The following is a 16,753-nucleotide window of genomic DNA, read 5'->3' as shown; positions in this document are numbered from 1 at the left end:
TCAGACGGTCTTCCCGGACTCCTGCGCCCGCTGCGAGCGGTACGCGAACCGGTCCTCTGCATGGCGGCCGCGCCGCTCCACGGGCACCTGGCCGTGCGCCTTCGCCAGGCCGAAGGCCGGCATGTCGAAGTAGATGGACTCGTGGGAGCCCTCGGGCGCGACGTACGTCTCGTGCCACAGGCCCACGTGTCCGCGTGCCTTGCCCTGGCGCTCCTTGCGGTTGACGACCGCCCAGGCCCGGTGGTGGAACATGTCCGGCGAGGTCGCGTAGGCGTACAGCTTCTCCTTGGACTCCCAGTACTGGACGACGTAGTACGTCCGCGGCGAGGCCGTCAGCAGTACGTGCCCCAGCAGCCCCCGGTCAGGGTCCCGCGCGAGCTCCCCCAGCATGCGGATCATCGACAGCATGACCGGAAGCCACTGGTGCACCGCCCGGAAGTGGTTGATCCGCATGCCGATGAGCAGTACCACCACATCACCCTCGGCCGCCGCGGTCGTACGGCCCCGCACAGGCTTTGCGAACATGCCGGTCCCCCTCATCAGATAGCGACACTATCCTTCTGGCGATGATTGGATAGTGGCACTTCCCAAGGAGAGGCGCAAGAGATGCGGCTGGCGGAGCTCAGCGAGCGCAGCGGTGTGTCCACGGCGACGATCAAGTACTACCTGCGTGAAGGGCTGTTGCCGCCGGGCCGCCAGGTCAACGCCAGGACGGCCGAGTACGACGAGGAGCATCTGCGCCGGCTGCGGCTGGTACGGGCGATGATCCAGGTGGGCCGGGTGCCGGTGGCGAAGGTGCGCGAGGTGCTCGGGCACGTGGACGACGACTCCCTGGGCCGCACGATCCGCCTGGGAGCGGCGATGTGGGCGCTGCCGCAGGTGCCGGATCCGGACGAGGAGGACGAGGACGTCCGGGCCGCGCACGAGGAGGTCGCCGCGCTCCTGGACCGGCTCGGCTGGGAGAACGCCAAACGGCTGACGACCATCTCCCCCGCGTACCGCTCACTGGTGGTGGGAGTGGCCGCCTTCCGCCGGCTCGGCTACGGCTGGGGGGCCGAACAGCTCGCGCCGTACGCCGAGTTGATGCACCGGACAGCCGTCCTCGACCTGGACAACATGGAGACGCATCCGTCGGAGGCCGAGCGGATCGAGTTCGCCGTCCTGGGGGCGATCCTCAACGAGCCGGTGCTGCAGGCGCTGCACCGGCTGGCCCAGGAGGAGGAGACGGCGCGGCGGTACGGCTTCGAGTAGCCGGCGCCGGGAACGGCGAAGGCCCTCCGCCGAAGCGAAGGGCCTTCCTGTTGTACCCCCGACCGGATTCGAACCGGCGCTACCGCCTTGAGAGGGCGGCGTGCTAGGCCGCTACACAACGGGGGCGTGGACACTGCGTTTCCGCAGGTCCGAGCTGGTCTACCTGGACTCGAACCAAGACTAACTGAACCAGAATCAGTCGTGCTGCCAATTACACCATAGACCAATGACGGCTTAGACCAGTCAGTACCCCCGACCGGATTCGAACCGGCGCTACCGCCTTGAGAGGGCGGCGTGCTAGGCCGCTACACAACGGGGGCCCTAGCGATCTCGAGTTGACCGAGATCAGTACCCCCGACCGGATTCGAACCGGCGCTACTGCCTTGAGAGGGCAGCGTGCTAGGCCGCTACACAACGGGGGCTTGCGGATGTGATCCGCGGCGCAGATGAGCTCTGCGAGCTGGCCTACCTGGACTCGAACCAAGACTAACTGAACCAGAATCAGTCGTGCTGCCAATTACACCATAGGCCACTGGAACTCAAGCCCCGGAAGGGTTCTCGTTCTAGTTTGCTCCTCCGGTTCGCGGCCTTTCGGCCCGCTCCCCGGCGGCGCAGGAAGAACATTACCCGAAGGTGGACGGGGCTCCAAAACGACTATCCGCGCCGAGGAGTCCGGGGAGTTCGGAGAGGGACGCGATGCGGTGCGGTCCGGTGGGCGGATCCAGGGTCGCGTAGGCGCCGCCGCGGTCGATCCAGACCGACAGCAGCCCCGCGTCGGCGGCACCCCGTCCGTCGATCTCCGGGTGGTCGCCGACGTACGCGACCTCGTGCGGGGCGAGCGAGAGGGCGTCGCAGGCGGCCAGGAAGGCGCCGGCCCGGGGCTTGGAGACGCCCAGCTCGGCGGCGCACAGCAGGGTCTCGAAGCGGTCGCGCACGCCGAGCAGGCGCAGCTTGCGGTCCTGAACGGTCAGGCTGGAGTTGGACAGCACCGCGTGCCGGTGGCTGGCGGCCAGGGCGTCGAGCACCGGCAGGACGTCCGGGAACAGGGACCAGGCGGCCTCGTAGTGCCGCACGTACCGCTGGAACCAGTCGTCGGCCTCGGTGTCCGTCAGCTCCGGCCGGTCCAGGAAGACCCGGGCGCGGTCGCGCCGCTGTGTGACGAAGTCGACCTCGCCGGCGGCGAAGCGGGCCCACTGCAGGTCGGTGATCTCCCGCCAGCGCCCGAGCGCCTCGTCCGGCGACCCGTACCCGGCGAGGAGCCCTTCTGCCACCAGGTGGGCGCGCATGCCCTCGCGGTCGGCGGTGGTGTAGTCGAAGAGGGTGTCGTCCACGTCCCAGACCACGGCGCGAATGCTCATGTCCCGACCGTAACCGGCGAGCGGCCACCGTGTCCGGGGGACGGGACGCGCACGGACCGCGGAGGGGTACGGCGGAGGGCGGCACCCGGCTGTCCCGGATGCCGCCCTCGGTGTGTCGCGTTCGTTACGCCGCGAGCTTCGCCAGTGCCGCGTCGACGCGGGCCAGCGTCCGCTCCTTGCCCAGGACCTCCAGGGACTCGAAGAGGGGCAGGCCGACCGTGCGGCCGGTGACGGCGACGCGGATCGGGGCCTGGGCCTTGCCGAGCTTGAGGCCGTGCGCCTCGCCGGCGGCCAGGACGGCCTCCTTCAGGGACTCGGCCGAGGTCCAGTCGGCCGACTCCAGCTTCTCCCTCGCCGTGCGCAGGAGGGCGTCGGAACCCTCCTTCATCGCCTTCGCCCAGGACGCCTCGTCGTAGACCGGCTCGGCCAGGAACAGGAAGTCGACGTTGTCGGTGATCTCGGACAGGACCTTCAGACGGGTCTGCGCGTGCGGGGCGATCGCCTGCCACTTGGCCTCGTCGAAGTCCTCCGGCGCCCAGGGGGCGACCGGGGCCTTCAGCCACGGGCGGCAGCGCTCGGTGAAGTCCTTGACCTCCAGCAGCCGGATGTGGTCGGCGTTGATCGCCTCGCACTTCTTCAGGTCGAAGCGCGCCGGGTTGGGGTTCACGTCCGCGATGTCGAAGGCCGCGACCATCTCCTCGATCGAGAAGATGTCCTGGTCGGCCGAGAGTGACCAGCCCAGCAGCGAGAGGTAGTTGAGCAGGCCCTCGGGCAGGAAGCCGCGCTCGCGGTAGAGGTTGAGCGAGGACTGCGGGTCGCGCTTGGAGAGCTTCTTGTTGCCCTCGCCCATGACGTACGGCAGGTGGCCGAAGGCCGGGGTCTGCTTGGCGATGCCCAGCTCGGTCAGTGCCTTGTACAGGGCGACCTGGCGCGGGGTGGAGGAGAGCAGGTCCTCGCCGCGCAGGACGTGGGTGATCTCCATCAGGGCGTCGTCGACCGGGTTCACCAGCGTGTACAGCGGAGCGCCGTTGGCGCGCACGATGCCGTAGTCCGGCACGTTCTCCGGGAGGTACGTGATCTCGCCGCGGACCAGGTCGGTGAAGGTGATCGGCTCGTCCGGCATGCGGAAGCGGACGATCGGGGTGCGGCCCTGGGCCTTGTACTCCTCGACCTCCGCCTCGCCCAGGTCGCGGCAGTGGCCGTCGTAGCCGGACGGCTTGCCCGCGGCGCGCGCGGCCTCGCGGCGGGTGTCCAGCTCCTCCTGGGAGCAGTAGCAGTGGTAGGCGTGGCCGGCGTCCAGGAGCTTCTGGGCGACGTCCTTGTAGAGGTCCATGCGCTGCGACTGGCGGTACGGCGCGTGCGGGCCGCCGATCTCGGGGCCCTCGTCCCAGTCGAAGCCCAGCCAGCGCATCGCGTCGAGCAGCTGGTTGTAGGACTCCTCGGAGTCGCGGGCCGCGTCGGTGTCCTCGATGCGGAAGACCAGGGTGCCCTGGTGGTGCCGGGCGAACGCCCAGTTGAACAGGGCGGTGCGGACCAGGCCCACGTGGGGGTTACCGGTGGGCGAGGGACAGAAACGGACGCGTACGGGTGAGCCGGATGCGCTAGCCACGCTTGACAACCTTGTTGGTGAGAGTGCCGATGCCTTCGATGGTGACGGCGACCTCGTCGCCGACGTTCAGGGGGCCGACCCCCGCGGGGGTGCCGGTGAGGATGACGTCGCCGGGGAGCAGGGTCATGGCCTCGGAGATGTTGACGACCAGGTCCTCGATGGGGTGGATCATCTCGCTCGTACGGCCGAGCTGGCGCTGTTCACCGTTGACGGTGAGCTGGACGGTGAGGTCGTTCGCCCGCTCCAGGTCCAGGTCCGTCTCCACCCAGGGGCCGAGCGGGCAGGAGGAGTCGAAGCCCTTCGCCCGCGCCCACTGCTTCTCGCGCCGCTGCACGTCGCGGGCGGTGACGTCGTTGGCGCAGGTGTAGCCGAGGATCACGTCCTTGACGCGCTCGCGCGGGACCTCGCGGCACATGCGCCCGATGACGACGGCCAGCTCGGCCTCGTGGTGCAGTTCCCGCGAGAAGGACGGGTACCGGATCTCGTCGCCGGGGCCGATCACCGAGGTGGAGGGCTTGAAGAAGGCGAAGGGGGCGTCGGGCACCTCGTTGCCCAGCTCGCGCGCGTGCTCGGCGTAGTTGCGGCCGAACGCCACGACCTTGTTGGGGAGCACCGGGGGGAGCAGCCTGACCTTGCTGAGCGGCACCTTCGTACCGGACAGCTCGTGATCCGCGAACGGGATGCCCTTGATGATGTCGAGGACGAGTTCGTCCTCCTTGTCGCCCTCGACCGCGCCGAAGGCTACGTTCCCGTCGATGGAGAACCTGGCGATGCGCACGGGATCCTGCGCCCCTCAACTAGAACCGGCGTACTGACGCCCCAGGTTAACCGGTCGGGCCGTGCGGCGTTCGGGCAGTACGGCGTGGCGGGGTTTTCCGGCTCGCCGATCCTCGTGCGGCGATCCCGAATTCCGCGGGATTACCCGCACGGGACATTCGCGCATTACTCGGGAATTCCCGGAGGCGCCCGCGTACTCGGCGGGGCCCTGCGGCGCCCGGGCCAGGGGCCCGCCCCACGAGGGCGCACGGCCGGGCCGGCGCGCCGGGCACCCTCGGCCACCAGCCCCGTCCCACGCGGAAAATCCGCCGCGAACGGGTGCCGGCGTATCGGATCGGTGGTGGTGGCATGGATTCCGGCGCGGGAGAAAAGAGGCTGGAGAGCGAATCCCGGTGAAAAAGGAGCGCGGCCCGGAGATCATGTGATCTCCGGACCGCGCTCGGTGTGTCCGGTGGCCGGGCTCGGCTACTCGCCGGCCGCGGCGGCGCCGACCGGGACCTCCATGAGGACGGTGCGCCGGGGGTTGGCCGTCTGGGCCGGGAGGTCGACGGAGTGCTCCGGCAGCTCCGGCGTCTGCAGTTCGTCGGCGTCCTCGAGGTGCGCCAGCGTCGTGCGCCGCGGGTTGGCTATGTTGCGGAACATCATCGTCGTCTTCACCGTTGTCATCCTGTGGCCGATGGTGGGTTGACAGAACATCTCATCCTGTAAAGCGCAAGGCTAAACATCGGATTCCCCGCCACGGACGTGAACTCCACAAGATCTCCATGTGAGTTTGCTCACGACCCCATGGGCAAATCGGTTAATTCCGGCCCCCGCTTTCCGCGAGGGAAACGGACATTGCCCCCCTGAAGCCCTCATTCCGCTCCTGATCATGGCGACTGGGACACCGGGCGACGAGCGGTCAGTCGCGGCGGTACGCCCGTTTTGTACGGGATCGACTTACACAGGTCGTAGCCTGGGCCTCACGGTCCGTCACGTAGGTCACAGCTCGGCTCATGGCCCTTGTTGGAGATCCGGCACTGTGCTGGAATTCCACGGACCGCCGCGGGATCGAGCCGGCACGCAGGGGGCGCAACGCAGCGCCGAGTGGCGGCGAGAAGGGGGAACCAGCGCCGGGTCACTCAAGACCACCGGGGGGCGTATTCAGGGCGCTCTCCAAGACGCCGACACCGTGTCCCTCCGTTCGCGCGGGGGGGCGCCTGGTCCAGAGGTTGCGACGCTAGTGCAGGGACGTTTCAAGAGGGATGGCAGCGCTTCGGCGGAGCCGGAGGCGCACGGCGGGACCGACCGCGGTTCCTCCCCCCAGCACGCCCAGAACCCGGGCCCGGCCCAGCCCGGCGACAGTGGTGAGCGCTCCAGGCGCCCCGGCACGTCGTCCACGGCGGGCCCGGCCGGTTCGGCGAAGACCCAGAACCCCACTCCGGCCGCGAAGCCGGCCGGCAGGAGCCCTAGCGGCCCCGGCTCGCGCATGGCCCTGCGCAACTGGCGCATCTCCACACGCCTGGTGTCGCTGCTGGCTCTCCCCGTCGTCGCGGCGACCTCGCTGGGCGCGCTGCGCATCAGCGACTCGATGGACGACATCCAGCAGCTCGACAACATGAAGCTGCTGACGGACATGACCAAGCAGGCGACCGAGCTGGCCATGGCGCTCCAGGACGAGCGCGACCAGTCCGCCGGCCCGCTGGCGCACGGTCTGAAGCCGACCGACTACACGGTCAAGGGCTACCAGGACAAGTCCGACCGGGCCCGGGAGAACTTCCTCGACGCGTCCGAGCAGATCGACGAGGCGAGCAAGAACGGCAACCTCCAGGGCGTCCGCGACACCCTGGTCAGCCTCGCCAACCAGCTCGACGGTCTCGCCAAGATCCGCCAGGACGCCTACAAGTCGAAGAACAACTCGACGCAGACGGTCGAGGCCTACCACCGGCTGATCACCCAGCTGATCGACCTCTCCCAGTCCATGGCCGAGGCGTCCAGCAACCCGGAGATGATCTCGCGCACCCGCGCCCTGGCGGCCTTCTCCAGCGCCAAGGAGTACGCCTCCGTGCAGCGTGCCGTCATCGCGGCGGCCCTGACCTCCAGCAACACCTCCAAGGGTGAGCTGTCCAAGAACGACCAGCTCTACGGCGAGTCGGCGTACTCGAGCGAGAAGTCGCAGATCGCGATCTTCCGGAAGATCTACAGCAGCCAGAACCCGGACGAGCTGCTCAAGCCGATCGAGGACAGCAACCCGACGATCCAGGCGGCGGACCTGTACGCCAAGCGGGTTCTGGAGTCCCCCGGCGGCCTCAACGACCTGCCGGCGCGCTCCTACCGCGACTGGGTCGACGACAGCTCCACCAAGATCCAGCAGATGAAGAACATCGAGCACACGCTGCTCGAGGACATGGAGCAGAAGGCCCGCGAGCTGAAGTCGTCCTCCGAGCAGGAGGCGATCCTCTCCGGTGCGCTGATCCTCATCGTGCTCGGCGTCTCGCTGGTCGGCGCCTTCGTCGTGGCCCGGTCCATGATCCGCTCGCTGCGCCGGCTGCAGGACACGGCCACCAAGGTCGCCCAGGACCGGCTGCCCGAGCTGGTCAAGCAGCTCTCCGAGTCCGACCCGCAGGACGTGGACACGTCCGTGGAGTCCGTCGGTGTGCACTCCCGGGACGAGATCGGCCAGGTGGCCGCGGCCTTCGACGACGTGCACCGCGAGGCGGTCCGCCTCGCCGCCGAGCAGGCCCTGCTGCGGGGCAACGTCAACGCGATGTTCACCAACCTCTCGCGCCGCTCCCAGGGTCTTATCCAGCGTCAGCTCTCGCTGATCTCCGAACTGGAGTCCCGCGAGGCCGACCCGGACCAGCTCTCCTCGCTGTTCAAGCTGGACCACCTCGCCACCCGTATGCGCCGTAACGGCGAGAACCTCCTCGTCCTCGCGGGTGAGGAGCCCGGCCGCCGGTGGACCCGCCCGGTCCCGCTGGTCGACGTGCTCCGCGCCGCCGCGTCCGAGGTGGAGCAGTACGAGCGCATCGAGCTGGCCTCCGTGCCGACCACCGAGGTCGCCGGCCGTGTCGTCAACGACCTCGTGCACCTCCTCGCCGAGCTGCTCGAGAACGCCACCTCCTTCTCCTCGCCGCAGACCAAGGTCAAGGTCACCGGTCACGCGCTGCCCGACGGCCGCGTCCTGATCGAGATCCACGACACCGGTATCGGCCTCTCCCCCGAGGACCTCGCGGCGATCAACGAGCGGCTCGCCGCGCCGCCCACCGTGGACGTGTCGGTGTCCCGCCGCATGGGTCTGTTCGTGGTCGGCCGCCTGTCGCAGCGGCACGGCATCCGCATCCAGCTCCGCCCGTCCGACTCCGGTGGCACGACCGCGCTGGTCATGCTGCCCGTCGACGTCGCCCAGGGCGGCAAGAAGCCCGCTCCGGGCAAGCCCGGCGCGCCCGCGGCGACCGGTGGCCCCGCCGCCGCGCAGGCCGCGGCCGGTGTCGCCGCCGCCCGTCGCAACAACGGCGGCGGTCAGGGCGGTGCCCTCGGCGGCGCGACGCCCGCCGGACGCCTCGGCGCCGGCCAGAGCCCGCGCGGCCAGGTCGGCTCCGCCCAGGGTCCGCGGGCCGCGCTGCCCGGCACGGGCCAGGGCGGCCGTCCCGGCGCGCCGGGCGGAGCGCGCGGTCCGCAGGGTCCGGGTGGCCCGCAGCAGGGCCGGCCGGCTCCGGCCGGCGCCGGCGCGGGCGGCTTCGGTGGTCACACGCCGGGCGCCGGGCAGGGCCCGCAGGACATGTTCGGCGGTCGCGGTCCGGCGGCGCAGCGCGGTGGCGCGGGCGCCTCCGACCAGGGCCGTCAGCCCCAGCTTCCGCCGCGCGGCGGCCACCGGGCCGAACTGCCCGGCGGCAACCCGCAGTCCGACCCCGCGGACTGGCGCGGCAACGCCCAGACCCCGCTGTCGCGTGCCTCGCTGGACGCCCCGCGCGGCCACGACGAGCAGGACCCGGCGCAGACCTCGCGCGTGCCGCGCTTCGACGACCGGCAGGGCCCGGGCACGACGGCGGAGATGCCGCGGATCGACGCGCAGGGGCCGGCCTCGACGGGCGAGTTCCCCCGCCCGGACTTCGGGATGAACGGCTCCACCGGCCAGTTCGCGCGTCCCGGCGCCGAGAACCCGCAGCAGACCGGCCAGTTCCAGCGTCCGGCCGCCCCGCAGGACAACGGCCAGTACGGCCAGCAGGGCGGCAACGGCCAGTTCGTCCGCTCCGACGTCTTCGGCACGTCGGCGTCCGGGCAGCAGGACCCGCAGAGCACCGGCCAGTTCGCGGCCCCGCAGGCGTACGACCGCGGCTTCGACGGCGGCTCCACCGGTCAGCACGCGCTGCCCGGCCGCCAGGGCCCGGCCGACACCGGCCAGTTCGAGCGTCCGCAGCCGAGCCCCCGCGCCGACTTCGGCGCGCCGCGTCCGCCGGCCCCGCAGCCGCAGCAGCCGCAGCAGCGTCCCGTCCGCCGCGAGCCGGAGGCGTTGCCGCCGGCCGCCGGTCCGGGCGACGGCCGCACCCCGCTGTACGACACGCTGGAGACCAACTGGTTCCACGGTCATCAGCAGGAGCAGCGGCAGCCGGACAGCACCCCGGCCGCGGTGCCGCAGCAGCAGGCGCCCGCGCCGGCCCCACAACGTCCCGCCGCCACCGGTTCCTGGCGCACCTCGCCGAACGACGAACTCGTCCGGCAGGCGGAGCGCGTACGGCAGCCCGCGGCGGGCGGCGTCACCACCTCCGGCCTGCCGCGCCGGGTGCCCCGGGCGAACCTCGTCCCGGGCACGGCTCAGCAGCAACAGCACCAAGCCGGTCCGCAGGTCTCGCGTGCGCCTGACGACGTACGCGGCCGGCTGACCAATCTCCGTCGGGGCATCGCGCAGGGCCGTCAGGCCGGCAACGGCCAGACCGGCAGCATCCAGAGCCCCACTCACCAGCAGGAGCGTTAGTTGAGTCCGATGAGCCAGGCGGCACAGAACCTGAACTGGTTGATCACCAACTTCGTGGACAACACCCCCGGGGTGTCGCACACGGTGGTGGTCTCCGCCGACGGCCTTCTGCTGGCCATGTCCGAAGGTTTTCCGCGTGACCGCGCCGACCAGCTGGCGGCCGTCGCGTCCGGGCTGACCTCGCTGACCGCCGGGGCATCCCGGATCTTCGAGGGCGGCGATGTGGCGCAGACGGTCGTCGAGATGGAGCGCGGGTTCCTCTTCCTCATGTCCGTCTCGGACGGGTCTTCCCTCGCGGTCCTGGCCCACCCCGAGTGCGACATCGGCCTGGTCGGCTACGAGATGGCACTGCTGGTCGACCGCGCAGGGGCGGTACTCACCCCGGATCTGCGCGCCGAACTCCAAGGCAGTCTGCTTCACTGACCGGCCCCGGCACCACCCACCTCACAAAAACACCGTCCGGCCGCCACAATCCCCCCACCGGCCCCTTCCGACGGCTTGCCTGACCGACTTGCTGTCCCGCCCGGAGGATTCATGACCCCGCCCACCGCCTCTCATGATCCGTACGCGGAGCCGTACGGAGACGAGGGCGACCAGCCACTGGTACGTCCGTACGCGATGACCGGTGGCCGGACCCGGCCGCGCTATCAGCTCGCCATCGAGGCGCTGATCAGCACCACGGCCGACCCGGCAGCGCTCATGGGACTGCTCCCGGAACACCAGCGCATCTGCCACCTCTGCCGTGAGGTCAAGTCGGTCGCGGAGGTGTCGGCGCTGCTGGCCATGCCGCTCGGCGTGGCCCGGATCCTGGTCGCCGACCTCGCAGAGGCCGGCATGGTCGCCATCCACCAGCCGGGTGGCGACGAGAACAACGGCGGCGCTCCGGACGTGACGCTGCTCGAAAGGGTGCTCAGTGGACTTCGCAAGCTCTGACGCGGGCCGGGCCACCACCTCCGCGAAGATCGTGGTGGCGGGCGGCTTCGGCGTGGGCAAGACCACGTTCGTCGGCGCCGTCTCGGAGATCAACCCGCTGCGCACAGAGGCCGTCATGACGTCCGCTTCGGCCGGCATCGACGACCTCACCCACACCGGTGACAAGACCACCACCACGGTGGCCATGGACTTCGGCCGCATCACGCTGGACCAGGACCTGATCCTGTACCTCTTCGGTACACCCGGTCAGGACCGCTTCTGGTTCATGTGGGACGACCTGGTGCGCGGCGCGATCGGCGCGGTGGTCCTCGTGGACACCCGGCGTCTCGCCGACTGCTTCCCCGCGGTCGACTACTTCGAGAACAGCGGCCTGCCCTTCGTCATCGCCCTCAACGGCTTCGACGGACAGCAGCCGTACAACCCGGACGAGGTCCGTGAGGCCCTGCAGATCGGGCCGGACGCCCCGATCATCACGACCGACGCCCGGCACCGCTCGGACGCCAAGAGTGCGCTGATCACGCTGGTCGAGCACGCGCTCATGGCCCGTCTGCGGTAACACTCAAATGAGACGCGACGTACGGCAGTTGCCGTAGCGCAAGTGGAGCCGGCTGTGGCCTTTGACACGGTCGGCTCCGGTGTTCATAACAGTTCGGCAGAGGAATCGCCGTACTTCACCACGCGACGCGTTCGCGCGGTGCCGCTGTGCGCACGACTGCCCCGCCTTTTGGCGGGGCTCGCTCTTTATGCCCGTTTTATCTAGGACTTACATCACTCGGAACCTCAGGTTCCGAGTGTTTGGAAGAGCGGATGCTGACGTGCTGGAATGCCTGAACTGCCTATTAGTCAAAGACGTACTGAGTGGTCGATGACGAACCGGGCTCTGAGAGACTGCGGCACGACGAAGGTGCCGACCGCCGAGAGGTTGTTGGTCGAGTGAGGCGAAGCAAGAACGGTCCCGAGCCGTCGGCGCGGGGCAACTTCACCCCGCCGCCGCGCGCTGCGGTGCCCACCCCTGGGCCGGGTGCCGAGCCCTCGGCCACTCCCCCGGCCGGCGGTGGCCGTTTCTCACCGCGCAACTGGCGGGTGCCGACCCGCCTGAACGCGATCCTGCTCATACCCGTGGCGGTCGGCCTCATCATGGGCGGCTTCCAGGTGAAGAGCTCGATCGACACCTGGAACGAGGCCCGGGACGCGGAGAGCACCGCCCGCCTGGTGCGTGCCTCCCTCGGCTACGCGGACGCGCTCGAGAACGAGCGTGACGTCACCGCCGCCCCGCTGCTGCTGGGCAACCAGCAGGCCGTCGTGACCGCGGCCCGCAAGCAGACGGACCAGGCGGCCGACGCCTTCGACCAGGCCGCGCAGGACATGCCGGACAAGCCCGGCCTCAAGCGCCGTCTGCAACTGTTCCGCAAGGCGGAGCCCACGCTGCAGACGCTGCGCCAGGTCGCGTACTCCAAGAAGACCACCGGCGTGAAGACCGAAGAGGGTTACGTCGAGGTCGCGCACCCCCTGATGGAGTTCGCCAACGAACTCGGTCTGGGCACCGGCAACATCACCTCCTACGGCCGTACCGTCTATGCCATGTCGCTCACCAAGGCGGCACTGTCGCTGGAGCGGTCGATCGGCATGCACCTGCTGGTCAAGCCCGGTCCGGACGACCCCAACCTGGCGACCCAGCGGGTCTCCCTGTCCTCGTACGCCTACCTGGAGCGCATCGCCCTCGAGGAGTACCTCGGCGGTGGCACCGACCAGGACGCGCAGAAGCTGACCGACGCGATGGCGAAGATCAGGACGGACGGCGCCGCGCTGGTCGCGCAGCAGAAGCAGCAGGACCCGAAGTACGTCGCGCCGCCGTCCAAGCCGAACGCGATGGTCTCGGCGCTGGCGACGATGAAGGACACCACCCCGCTGACCCGCCAGCAGATGGCGGCGGGCGGCGTGACGGCCCAGAACTGGTGGGCGGTCAACACCCTCAAGTACAAGGCCTACCGCCAGATCGAGGCGGACCTCGCCGACAAGGCCGTGAACGAGGCGTCCGGCATCGCCGACGACGCCAAGGCCTCGGCCATCACCACCGGTGCCGTGGTCGTCGTGGCCCTGCTGCTCGCCTTCATCCTGGCCGGCGCCGTGGCCCGTCAGATGAGCCGCTCGATGCGCCAGCTCCGCAACGCCGCCTTCGGCGTCGCCGAGCAGCGTCTGCCGATGCTGGTCGACCAGCTCTCCCGCACCGACCCGGGCCGGGTCGACACCCGGGTCGCCCCGATCCCGATCCACACCAAGGACGAGATCGGCGAGGTTGCCCGCGCCTTCGACCAGGTCCACCGCGAGGCGGTCCGGCTCGCCTCCGAGCAGGCGCTGCTGCGGGGCAACATCAACGCGATCTTCACCAACCTCTCCCGCCGCAGCCAGTCGCTGATCGAGGGCCAGCTGACCCTGATCACCGAACTGGAGAACAACGAGGCGGACCCGGACCAGCTCGAGAACCTCTTCAAGCTGGACCACCTGGCCACCCGTATGCGCCGCAACGGCGAGAACCTCCTGGTCCTCGCCGGCGAGGAGCCCGGCCGCCGCTGGGACCAGCCGGTCCCGCTGGTCGACGTGCTGCGCGCTGCCTCCTCCGAGGTGGAGCAGTACGAGCGCATCGAGCTGTCCGGCGTCCCGGAGGCCGAGATCCACGGCCGCGCGGTCACCGACCTCGTGCACCTGCTGGCCGAGCTGCTGGAAAACGCCACCACGTTCTCCTCGCCCCAGACCAAGGTGCGCGTCACCGCGACCCGTCTGCCCGACGGCCGCATCATGGTCGAGATCCACGACAAGGGCATCGGCCTGACCGCCGAGGACTTCGCGGACATCAACCACAAACTGGCCAACCCGCCGACCGTGGACGCCGCGATCTCCCAGCGCATGGGTCTTTTCGTGGTCGGCCGGCTGTCCGACCGGCACGGCATCCGGGTCCAGCTGCGCCCCTCGGGCGAGCAGGCCGGCACCACCTCGCTGGTCATGCTGCCGGACGCGATCACGCACGGCGGTGGCGGCGAAGCCCCGCTGGACCGCGAGGAGTTCACGGTCTCCCAGATCATCCCGGAGCAGCGGTTCCAGGGTGAGGACTTCGTCCAGGTGCAGCATCAGCCGATGCGCACCGCGGCCGAACTCGGCTTCGACGACAGCCGCTACTCGGAGGTCCCCGACGACCTCCGCGACCTGGACCCCGTGGGCCGCTCCCTGATGCGCGAGGAGCGCCGTGCCGCGCTGGAGGCCCAGTCGCACGACGAGCCGCAGCACGAGGCCGACGGGCAGCGCGGGTACGCGGACGAGTTCGACGCCCGGCAGACCGGCTACGACGGCGCCGCCGGCTTCGGTGAGCAGCCCGCCCAGCCCGCCGCCTTCGACGGACAGCAGGCCTACGGCGACCAGCGGCAGGCGTACGAGGAGCACCGGAACACCGGGTACCAGCAGTCGTACGACGACCAGTACTACGCGCCGAACGGCGGCATGCCGCGCGACGACGGCTTCGCCCCGAACGGCGGCGGCTACCCCGAGCCCACGTATGCGGAACCGGCCCAGGAGGAGCAGGCGCCCGCGCACGGCTCCGGGTCCGACGGATTCGGCTCCTACGAGAGCCAGTCCTACCAGGACGACTGGCCGCAGCAGGACAACTACCAGAACGGCTATCCGGCCCATTACGCTCCGGAAACGGAACCGCAGGCCGCTGACGCGGGTGAGCGGAACGGCGTAGGCTTCGACCGTCCGGGAACGGCTTCTTCCGCCGCCCACCAGATGACCGACGCCGGTCTGCCCCGCCGCGGGTCCGCGAGCGGTCCCAGCGGCTCGAACGGCGACGGACGGGTGCAGCCGGAGGCGCCGGCTCCGGCGGCGAACACCCCGGGGACCAACGGCGACTGGCGTTCGGCCAATGACGAGCGCTGGCAGCAGGCTTCGCAGCTCCGCAAGCCCAAGGCCGGCGGAGTCACCGCCTCCGGTCTGCCCCGGCGGGTACCCAAGGCCAATCTGGTCGAGGGCACCGCCGAGAGCACCCCTCAGGGAGGCCCGCAGGTCTCCCGCGCCCCGGAGGACGTCCGGGGCAGGCTGAGCAACCTGCGTCGGGGCGTCCAGCGCGGACGCAGCGCAGGCAGTGAATCGAACGGCCAGGCCACTGGGAATCAGCACAGTGGTCCTGACAGCACCTACAACCAGGAGCGTTAGTGTGAGCCCGATGAGCCAGGCGGCACAGAACCTGAACTGGTTGATCACCAACTTCGTGGACAACACCCCGGGGGTGTCCCACACGGTGGTGGTCTCCGCCGACGGACTCCTTCTGGCGATGTCCGAAGGGTTCCCCCGCGACCGCGCGGACCAGCTCGCGGCCGTCGCCTCCGGTCTGACATCCCTGACGGCAGGCGCCTCCCGCATCTTCGAGGGCGGCAGCGTGAACCAGACAGTTGTGGAGATGGAGCGGGGATTCCTCTTCATCATGTCCGTTTCCGACGGTTCCTCGCTCGCCGTTCTGGCCCACCCGGAAGCGGACATCGGCCTCATCGGGTACGAGATGGCACTTCTGGTGGACCGCGCGGGCACGGTTCTCACCCCGGATCTCCGCGCGGAGCTCCAGGGAAGCCTTCTCAACTAACAGACGAACGGTGCGTATTCGCGTTCCGGGGCCGTAAGGTTTCGGGACGCGGCTCCACACGGATGGGTGCCCGGCACAGTCGGAGGAGGAGAAAGTGGCAACACCCCCAGGCGGTTCGCATTCGGGTAACTGGTCGTACGGCCCTGCCCAGGGCCAGAGCGACGGTTCGGCGAACCGGTACGGCTTTCCCTCCACCCCTGGTCACCGCCAGCCGTACGCTCCGCAGGGCCCCGGGCCCTCGCCGTACGACCAGCCGCCGGCCCCGCGGATCCAGCCGGTCCAGCCGCAGCGCCGTCCCGAGCCGGCGCCGGCATCCGCAGCGAACAACCCCTTGGTGCGTCCGTACGCCATGACCGGCGGCCGGACCCGCCCGCGCTACCAGCTCGCCATCGAGGCACTGGTGCACACCACCGCCGCTCCGCACCAGATGCAGGGCCAGCTGCCCGAACATCAGCGGATCTGCAACCTGTGCCGGGAGATCAAGTCGGTGGCCGAGGTCTCGGCCCTGCTCACGATCCCCCTCGGCGTCGCCAGGATTCTCGTCGCCGACTTGGCGGAGGCAGGCCTGGTCGCCATCCATCAGCCCGGCGGCGACGAGAACGCCGGTGGCCAGCCAGACGTGACACTGCTCGAAAGGGTGCTCAGTGGACTTCGCAAGCTCTAGCGGCGGTCCTTCCCGCTCCACCACCTCCGCGAAGATCGTGGTGGCGGGCGGCTTCGGCGTGGGCAAGACCACGTTCGTCGGCGCCGTCTCGGAGATCAACCCGCTGCGCACAGAGGCCGTCATGACGTCCGCTTCGGCCGGCATCGACGACCTCACCCACACCGGTGACAAGACCACCACCACGGTGGCCATGGACTTCGGCCGCATCACCCTGGACCAGGACCTGATCCTGTACCTCTTCGGTACACCCGGTCAGGACCGCTTCTGGTTCATGTGGGACGACCTGGTGCGCGGCGCGATCGGCGCGATCGTCCTGGTCGACACCCGGCGTCTCGCCGACTGCTTCCCCGCGGTCGACTACTTCGAGAACAGCGGTCTGCCCTTCGTCATCGCCCTCAACGGCTTCGACGGACAGCAGCCGTACAACCCGGACGAGGTCCGTGAGGCCCTGCAGATCGGCCCGGACACCCCGATCATCACGACCGACGCCCGGCACCGCTCGGACGCCAAGAGTGCGCTGATCACGCTGGTCGAGCACGCGCTCATGGCGCGTCTCCGCTAGACGCTCCGCTCGGGGCAC

The 16,753-nt window shown here is 70.0% G+C and carries 14 protein-coding genes and 5 tRNA genes; 9 read left to right on the top strand and 10 right to left on the bottom strand.

Annotation, left to right across the window (positions count from 1 at the left end; genetic code table 11):
• Positions 1 to 525 carry a DUF4188 domain-containing protein gene (locus ACFVVO_RS25295; RefSeq protein WP_390057872.1) on the bottom strand — a complete coding sequence of 175 codons (525 nt, stop codon included), beginning with the start codon at positions 523 to 525 and terminating at the stop codon, positions 1 to 3.
• Positions 526 to 606: 81 nt separating this feature from the next.
• Here ACFVVO_RS25295 and ACFVVO_RS25290 point away from each other — a divergent pair, with 81 nt between their 5' ends.
• Positions 607 to 1,251, top strand: coding sequence for a MerR family transcriptional regulator (locus ACFVVO_RS25290; RefSeq protein WP_390057871.1), 645 nt, complete (start codon positions 607 to 609; stop codon positions 1,249 to 1,251).
• Between the two features lie 53 nt (positions 1,252 to 1,304).
• On the opposite strand, the gene ACFVVO_RS25285 is transcribed toward ACFVVO_RS25290, so the two are convergent.
• The 9 genes from ACFVVO_RS25285 to ACFVVO_RS25245 all read right to left on the bottom strand — a co-directional run bounded on the left by ACFVVO_RS25285 (position 1,305) and on the right by ACFVVO_RS25245 (position 5,652).
• A tRNA-Glu gene (locus ACFVVO_RS25285) sits at positions 1,305 to 1,377 on the bottom strand.
• 28 nt (positions 1,378 to 1,405) lie between these two features.
• A tRNA-Gln gene (locus tag ACFVVO_RS25280) sits at positions 1,406 to 1,477 on the bottom strand.
• A 21-nt stretch (positions 1,478 to 1,498) separates the two neighbouring features.
• Positions 1,499 to 1,571, bottom strand: a tRNA-Glu gene (locus ACFVVO_RS25275).
• Between the two features lie 29 nt (positions 1,572 to 1,600).
• A tRNA-Glu gene (locus tag ACFVVO_RS25270) sits at positions 1,601 to 1,673 on the bottom strand.
• Positions 1,674 to 1,711: 38 nt separating this feature from the next.
• Positions 1,712 to 1,783, bottom strand: a tRNA-Gln gene (locus tag ACFVVO_RS25265).
• Positions 1,784 to 1,874: 91 nt separating this feature from the next.
• Entirely contained in the window at positions 1,875 to 2,609 is a 735-nt protein-coding gene (locus ACFVVO_RS25260) for an HAD family hydrolase (protein WP_390057870.1), read from the bottom strand.
• 124 nt (positions 2,610 to 2,733) lie between these two features.
• Positions 2,734 to 4,218, bottom strand: coding sequence for a glutamate--tRNA ligase (gltX, locus tag ACFVVO_RS25255; protein WP_390057869.1), 1,485 nt, complete (start codon positions 4,216 to 4,218; stop codon positions 2,734 to 2,736).
• Positions 4,211 to 4,996 carry a fumarylacetoacetate hydrolase family protein gene (locus ACFVVO_RS25250; RefSeq protein WP_390057868.1) on the bottom strand — a complete coding sequence of 262 codons (786 nt, stop codon included), beginning with the start codon at positions 4,994 to 4,996 and terminating at the stop codon, positions 4,211 to 4,213. Before ACFVVO_RS25250 ends, gltX begins: the two co-directional genes overlap by 8 nt.
• Positions 4,997 to 5,460: 464 nt before the next feature.
• The gene (locus ACFVVO_RS25245) at positions 5,461 to 5,652 is read right to left on the bottom strand and encodes a hypothetical protein (protein WP_351664614.1); all 192 of its coding nucleotides are present in this window, start codon (positions 5,650 to 5,652) and stop codon (positions 5,461 to 5,463) included.
• Positions 5,653 to 6,217: 565 nt separating this feature from the next.
• On the opposite strand from ACFVVO_RS25245, the gene ACFVVO_RS25240 reads away from it, so the two are divergent.
• The 8 genes from ACFVVO_RS25240 (at position 6,218) to ACFVVO_RS25205 (ending at position 16,735) form a co-directional block, all read left to right on the top strand.
• The gene (locus ACFVVO_RS25240; RefSeq protein ID WP_390057867.1) at positions 6,218 to 9,949 is read left to right on the top strand and encodes a nitrate- and nitrite sensing domain-containing protein; all 3,732 of its coding nucleotides are present in this window, start codon (positions 6,218 to 6,220) and stop codon (positions 9,947 to 9,949) included.
• Between the two features lie 9 nt (positions 9,950 to 9,958).
• Positions 9,959 to 10,372, top strand: coding sequence for a roadblock/LC7 domain-containing protein (locus ACFVVO_RS25235; RefSeq protein WP_005479910.1), 414 nt, complete (start codon positions 9,959 to 9,961; stop codon positions 10,370 to 10,372).
• A gap of 111 nt (positions 10,373 to 10,483) precedes the next feature.
• Complete coding sequence (locus ACFVVO_RS25230; RefSeq protein ID WP_143635912.1) at positions 10,484 to 10,882, top strand: DUF742 domain-containing protein; 399 nt, start codon at positions 10,484 to 10,486, stop codon at positions 10,880 to 10,882.
• Entirely contained in the window at positions 10,863 to 11,438 is a 576-nt protein-coding gene (locus ACFVVO_RS25225; protein ID WP_390057866.1) for an ATP/GTP-binding protein, read from the top strand. The genes ACFVVO_RS25230 and ACFVVO_RS25225 overlap by 20 nt, the downstream gene beginning before the upstream one ends.
• A gap of 377 nt (positions 11,439 to 11,815) precedes the next feature.
• Positions 11,816 to 15,085 (top strand): nitrate- and nitrite sensing domain-containing protein, encoded by a 3,270-nt coding sequence (locus ACFVVO_RS25220; RefSeq protein WP_390057865.1) that lies wholly within the window; start codon positions 11,816 to 11,818, stop codon positions 15,083 to 15,085.
• A 10-nt stretch (positions 15,086 to 15,095) separates the two neighbouring features.
• The gene (locus ACFVVO_RS25215; protein WP_005479603.1) at positions 15,096 to 15,509 is read left to right on the top strand and encodes a roadblock/LC7 domain-containing protein; all 414 of its coding nucleotides are present in this window, start codon (positions 15,096 to 15,098) and stop codon (positions 15,507 to 15,509) included.
• A 94-nt stretch (positions 15,510 to 15,603) separates the two neighbouring features.
• Positions 15,604 to 16,173: a DUF742 domain-containing protein gene (locus tag ACFVVO_RS25210; RefSeq protein ID WP_390057864.1), complete on the top strand. Its 570-nt coding sequence runs from the start codon at positions 15,604 to 15,606 to the stop codon at positions 16,171 to 16,173.
• Positions 16,154 to 16,735, top strand: a complete 582-nt coding sequence (locus tag ACFVVO_RS25205) for an ATP/GTP-binding protein (protein ID WP_013000463.1) — start codon at positions 16,154 to 16,156, stop codon at positions 16,733 to 16,735. The genes ACFVVO_RS25210 and ACFVVO_RS25205 overlap by 20 nt, the downstream gene beginning before the upstream one ends.
• Positions 16,736 to 16,753 lie beyond the last annotated feature (18 nt).

The organism is Streptomyces sp. NPDC058145 (genome assembly GCF_042884245.1).
In the GTDB taxonomy this organism is placed as follows: Bacteria; Actinomycetota; Actinomycetes; order Streptomycetales; family Streptomycetaceae; genus Streptomyces.
Note: the sequence above shows the minus strand (reverse complement) of the source record. Positions and strands in the feature narration are given on the sequence as shown.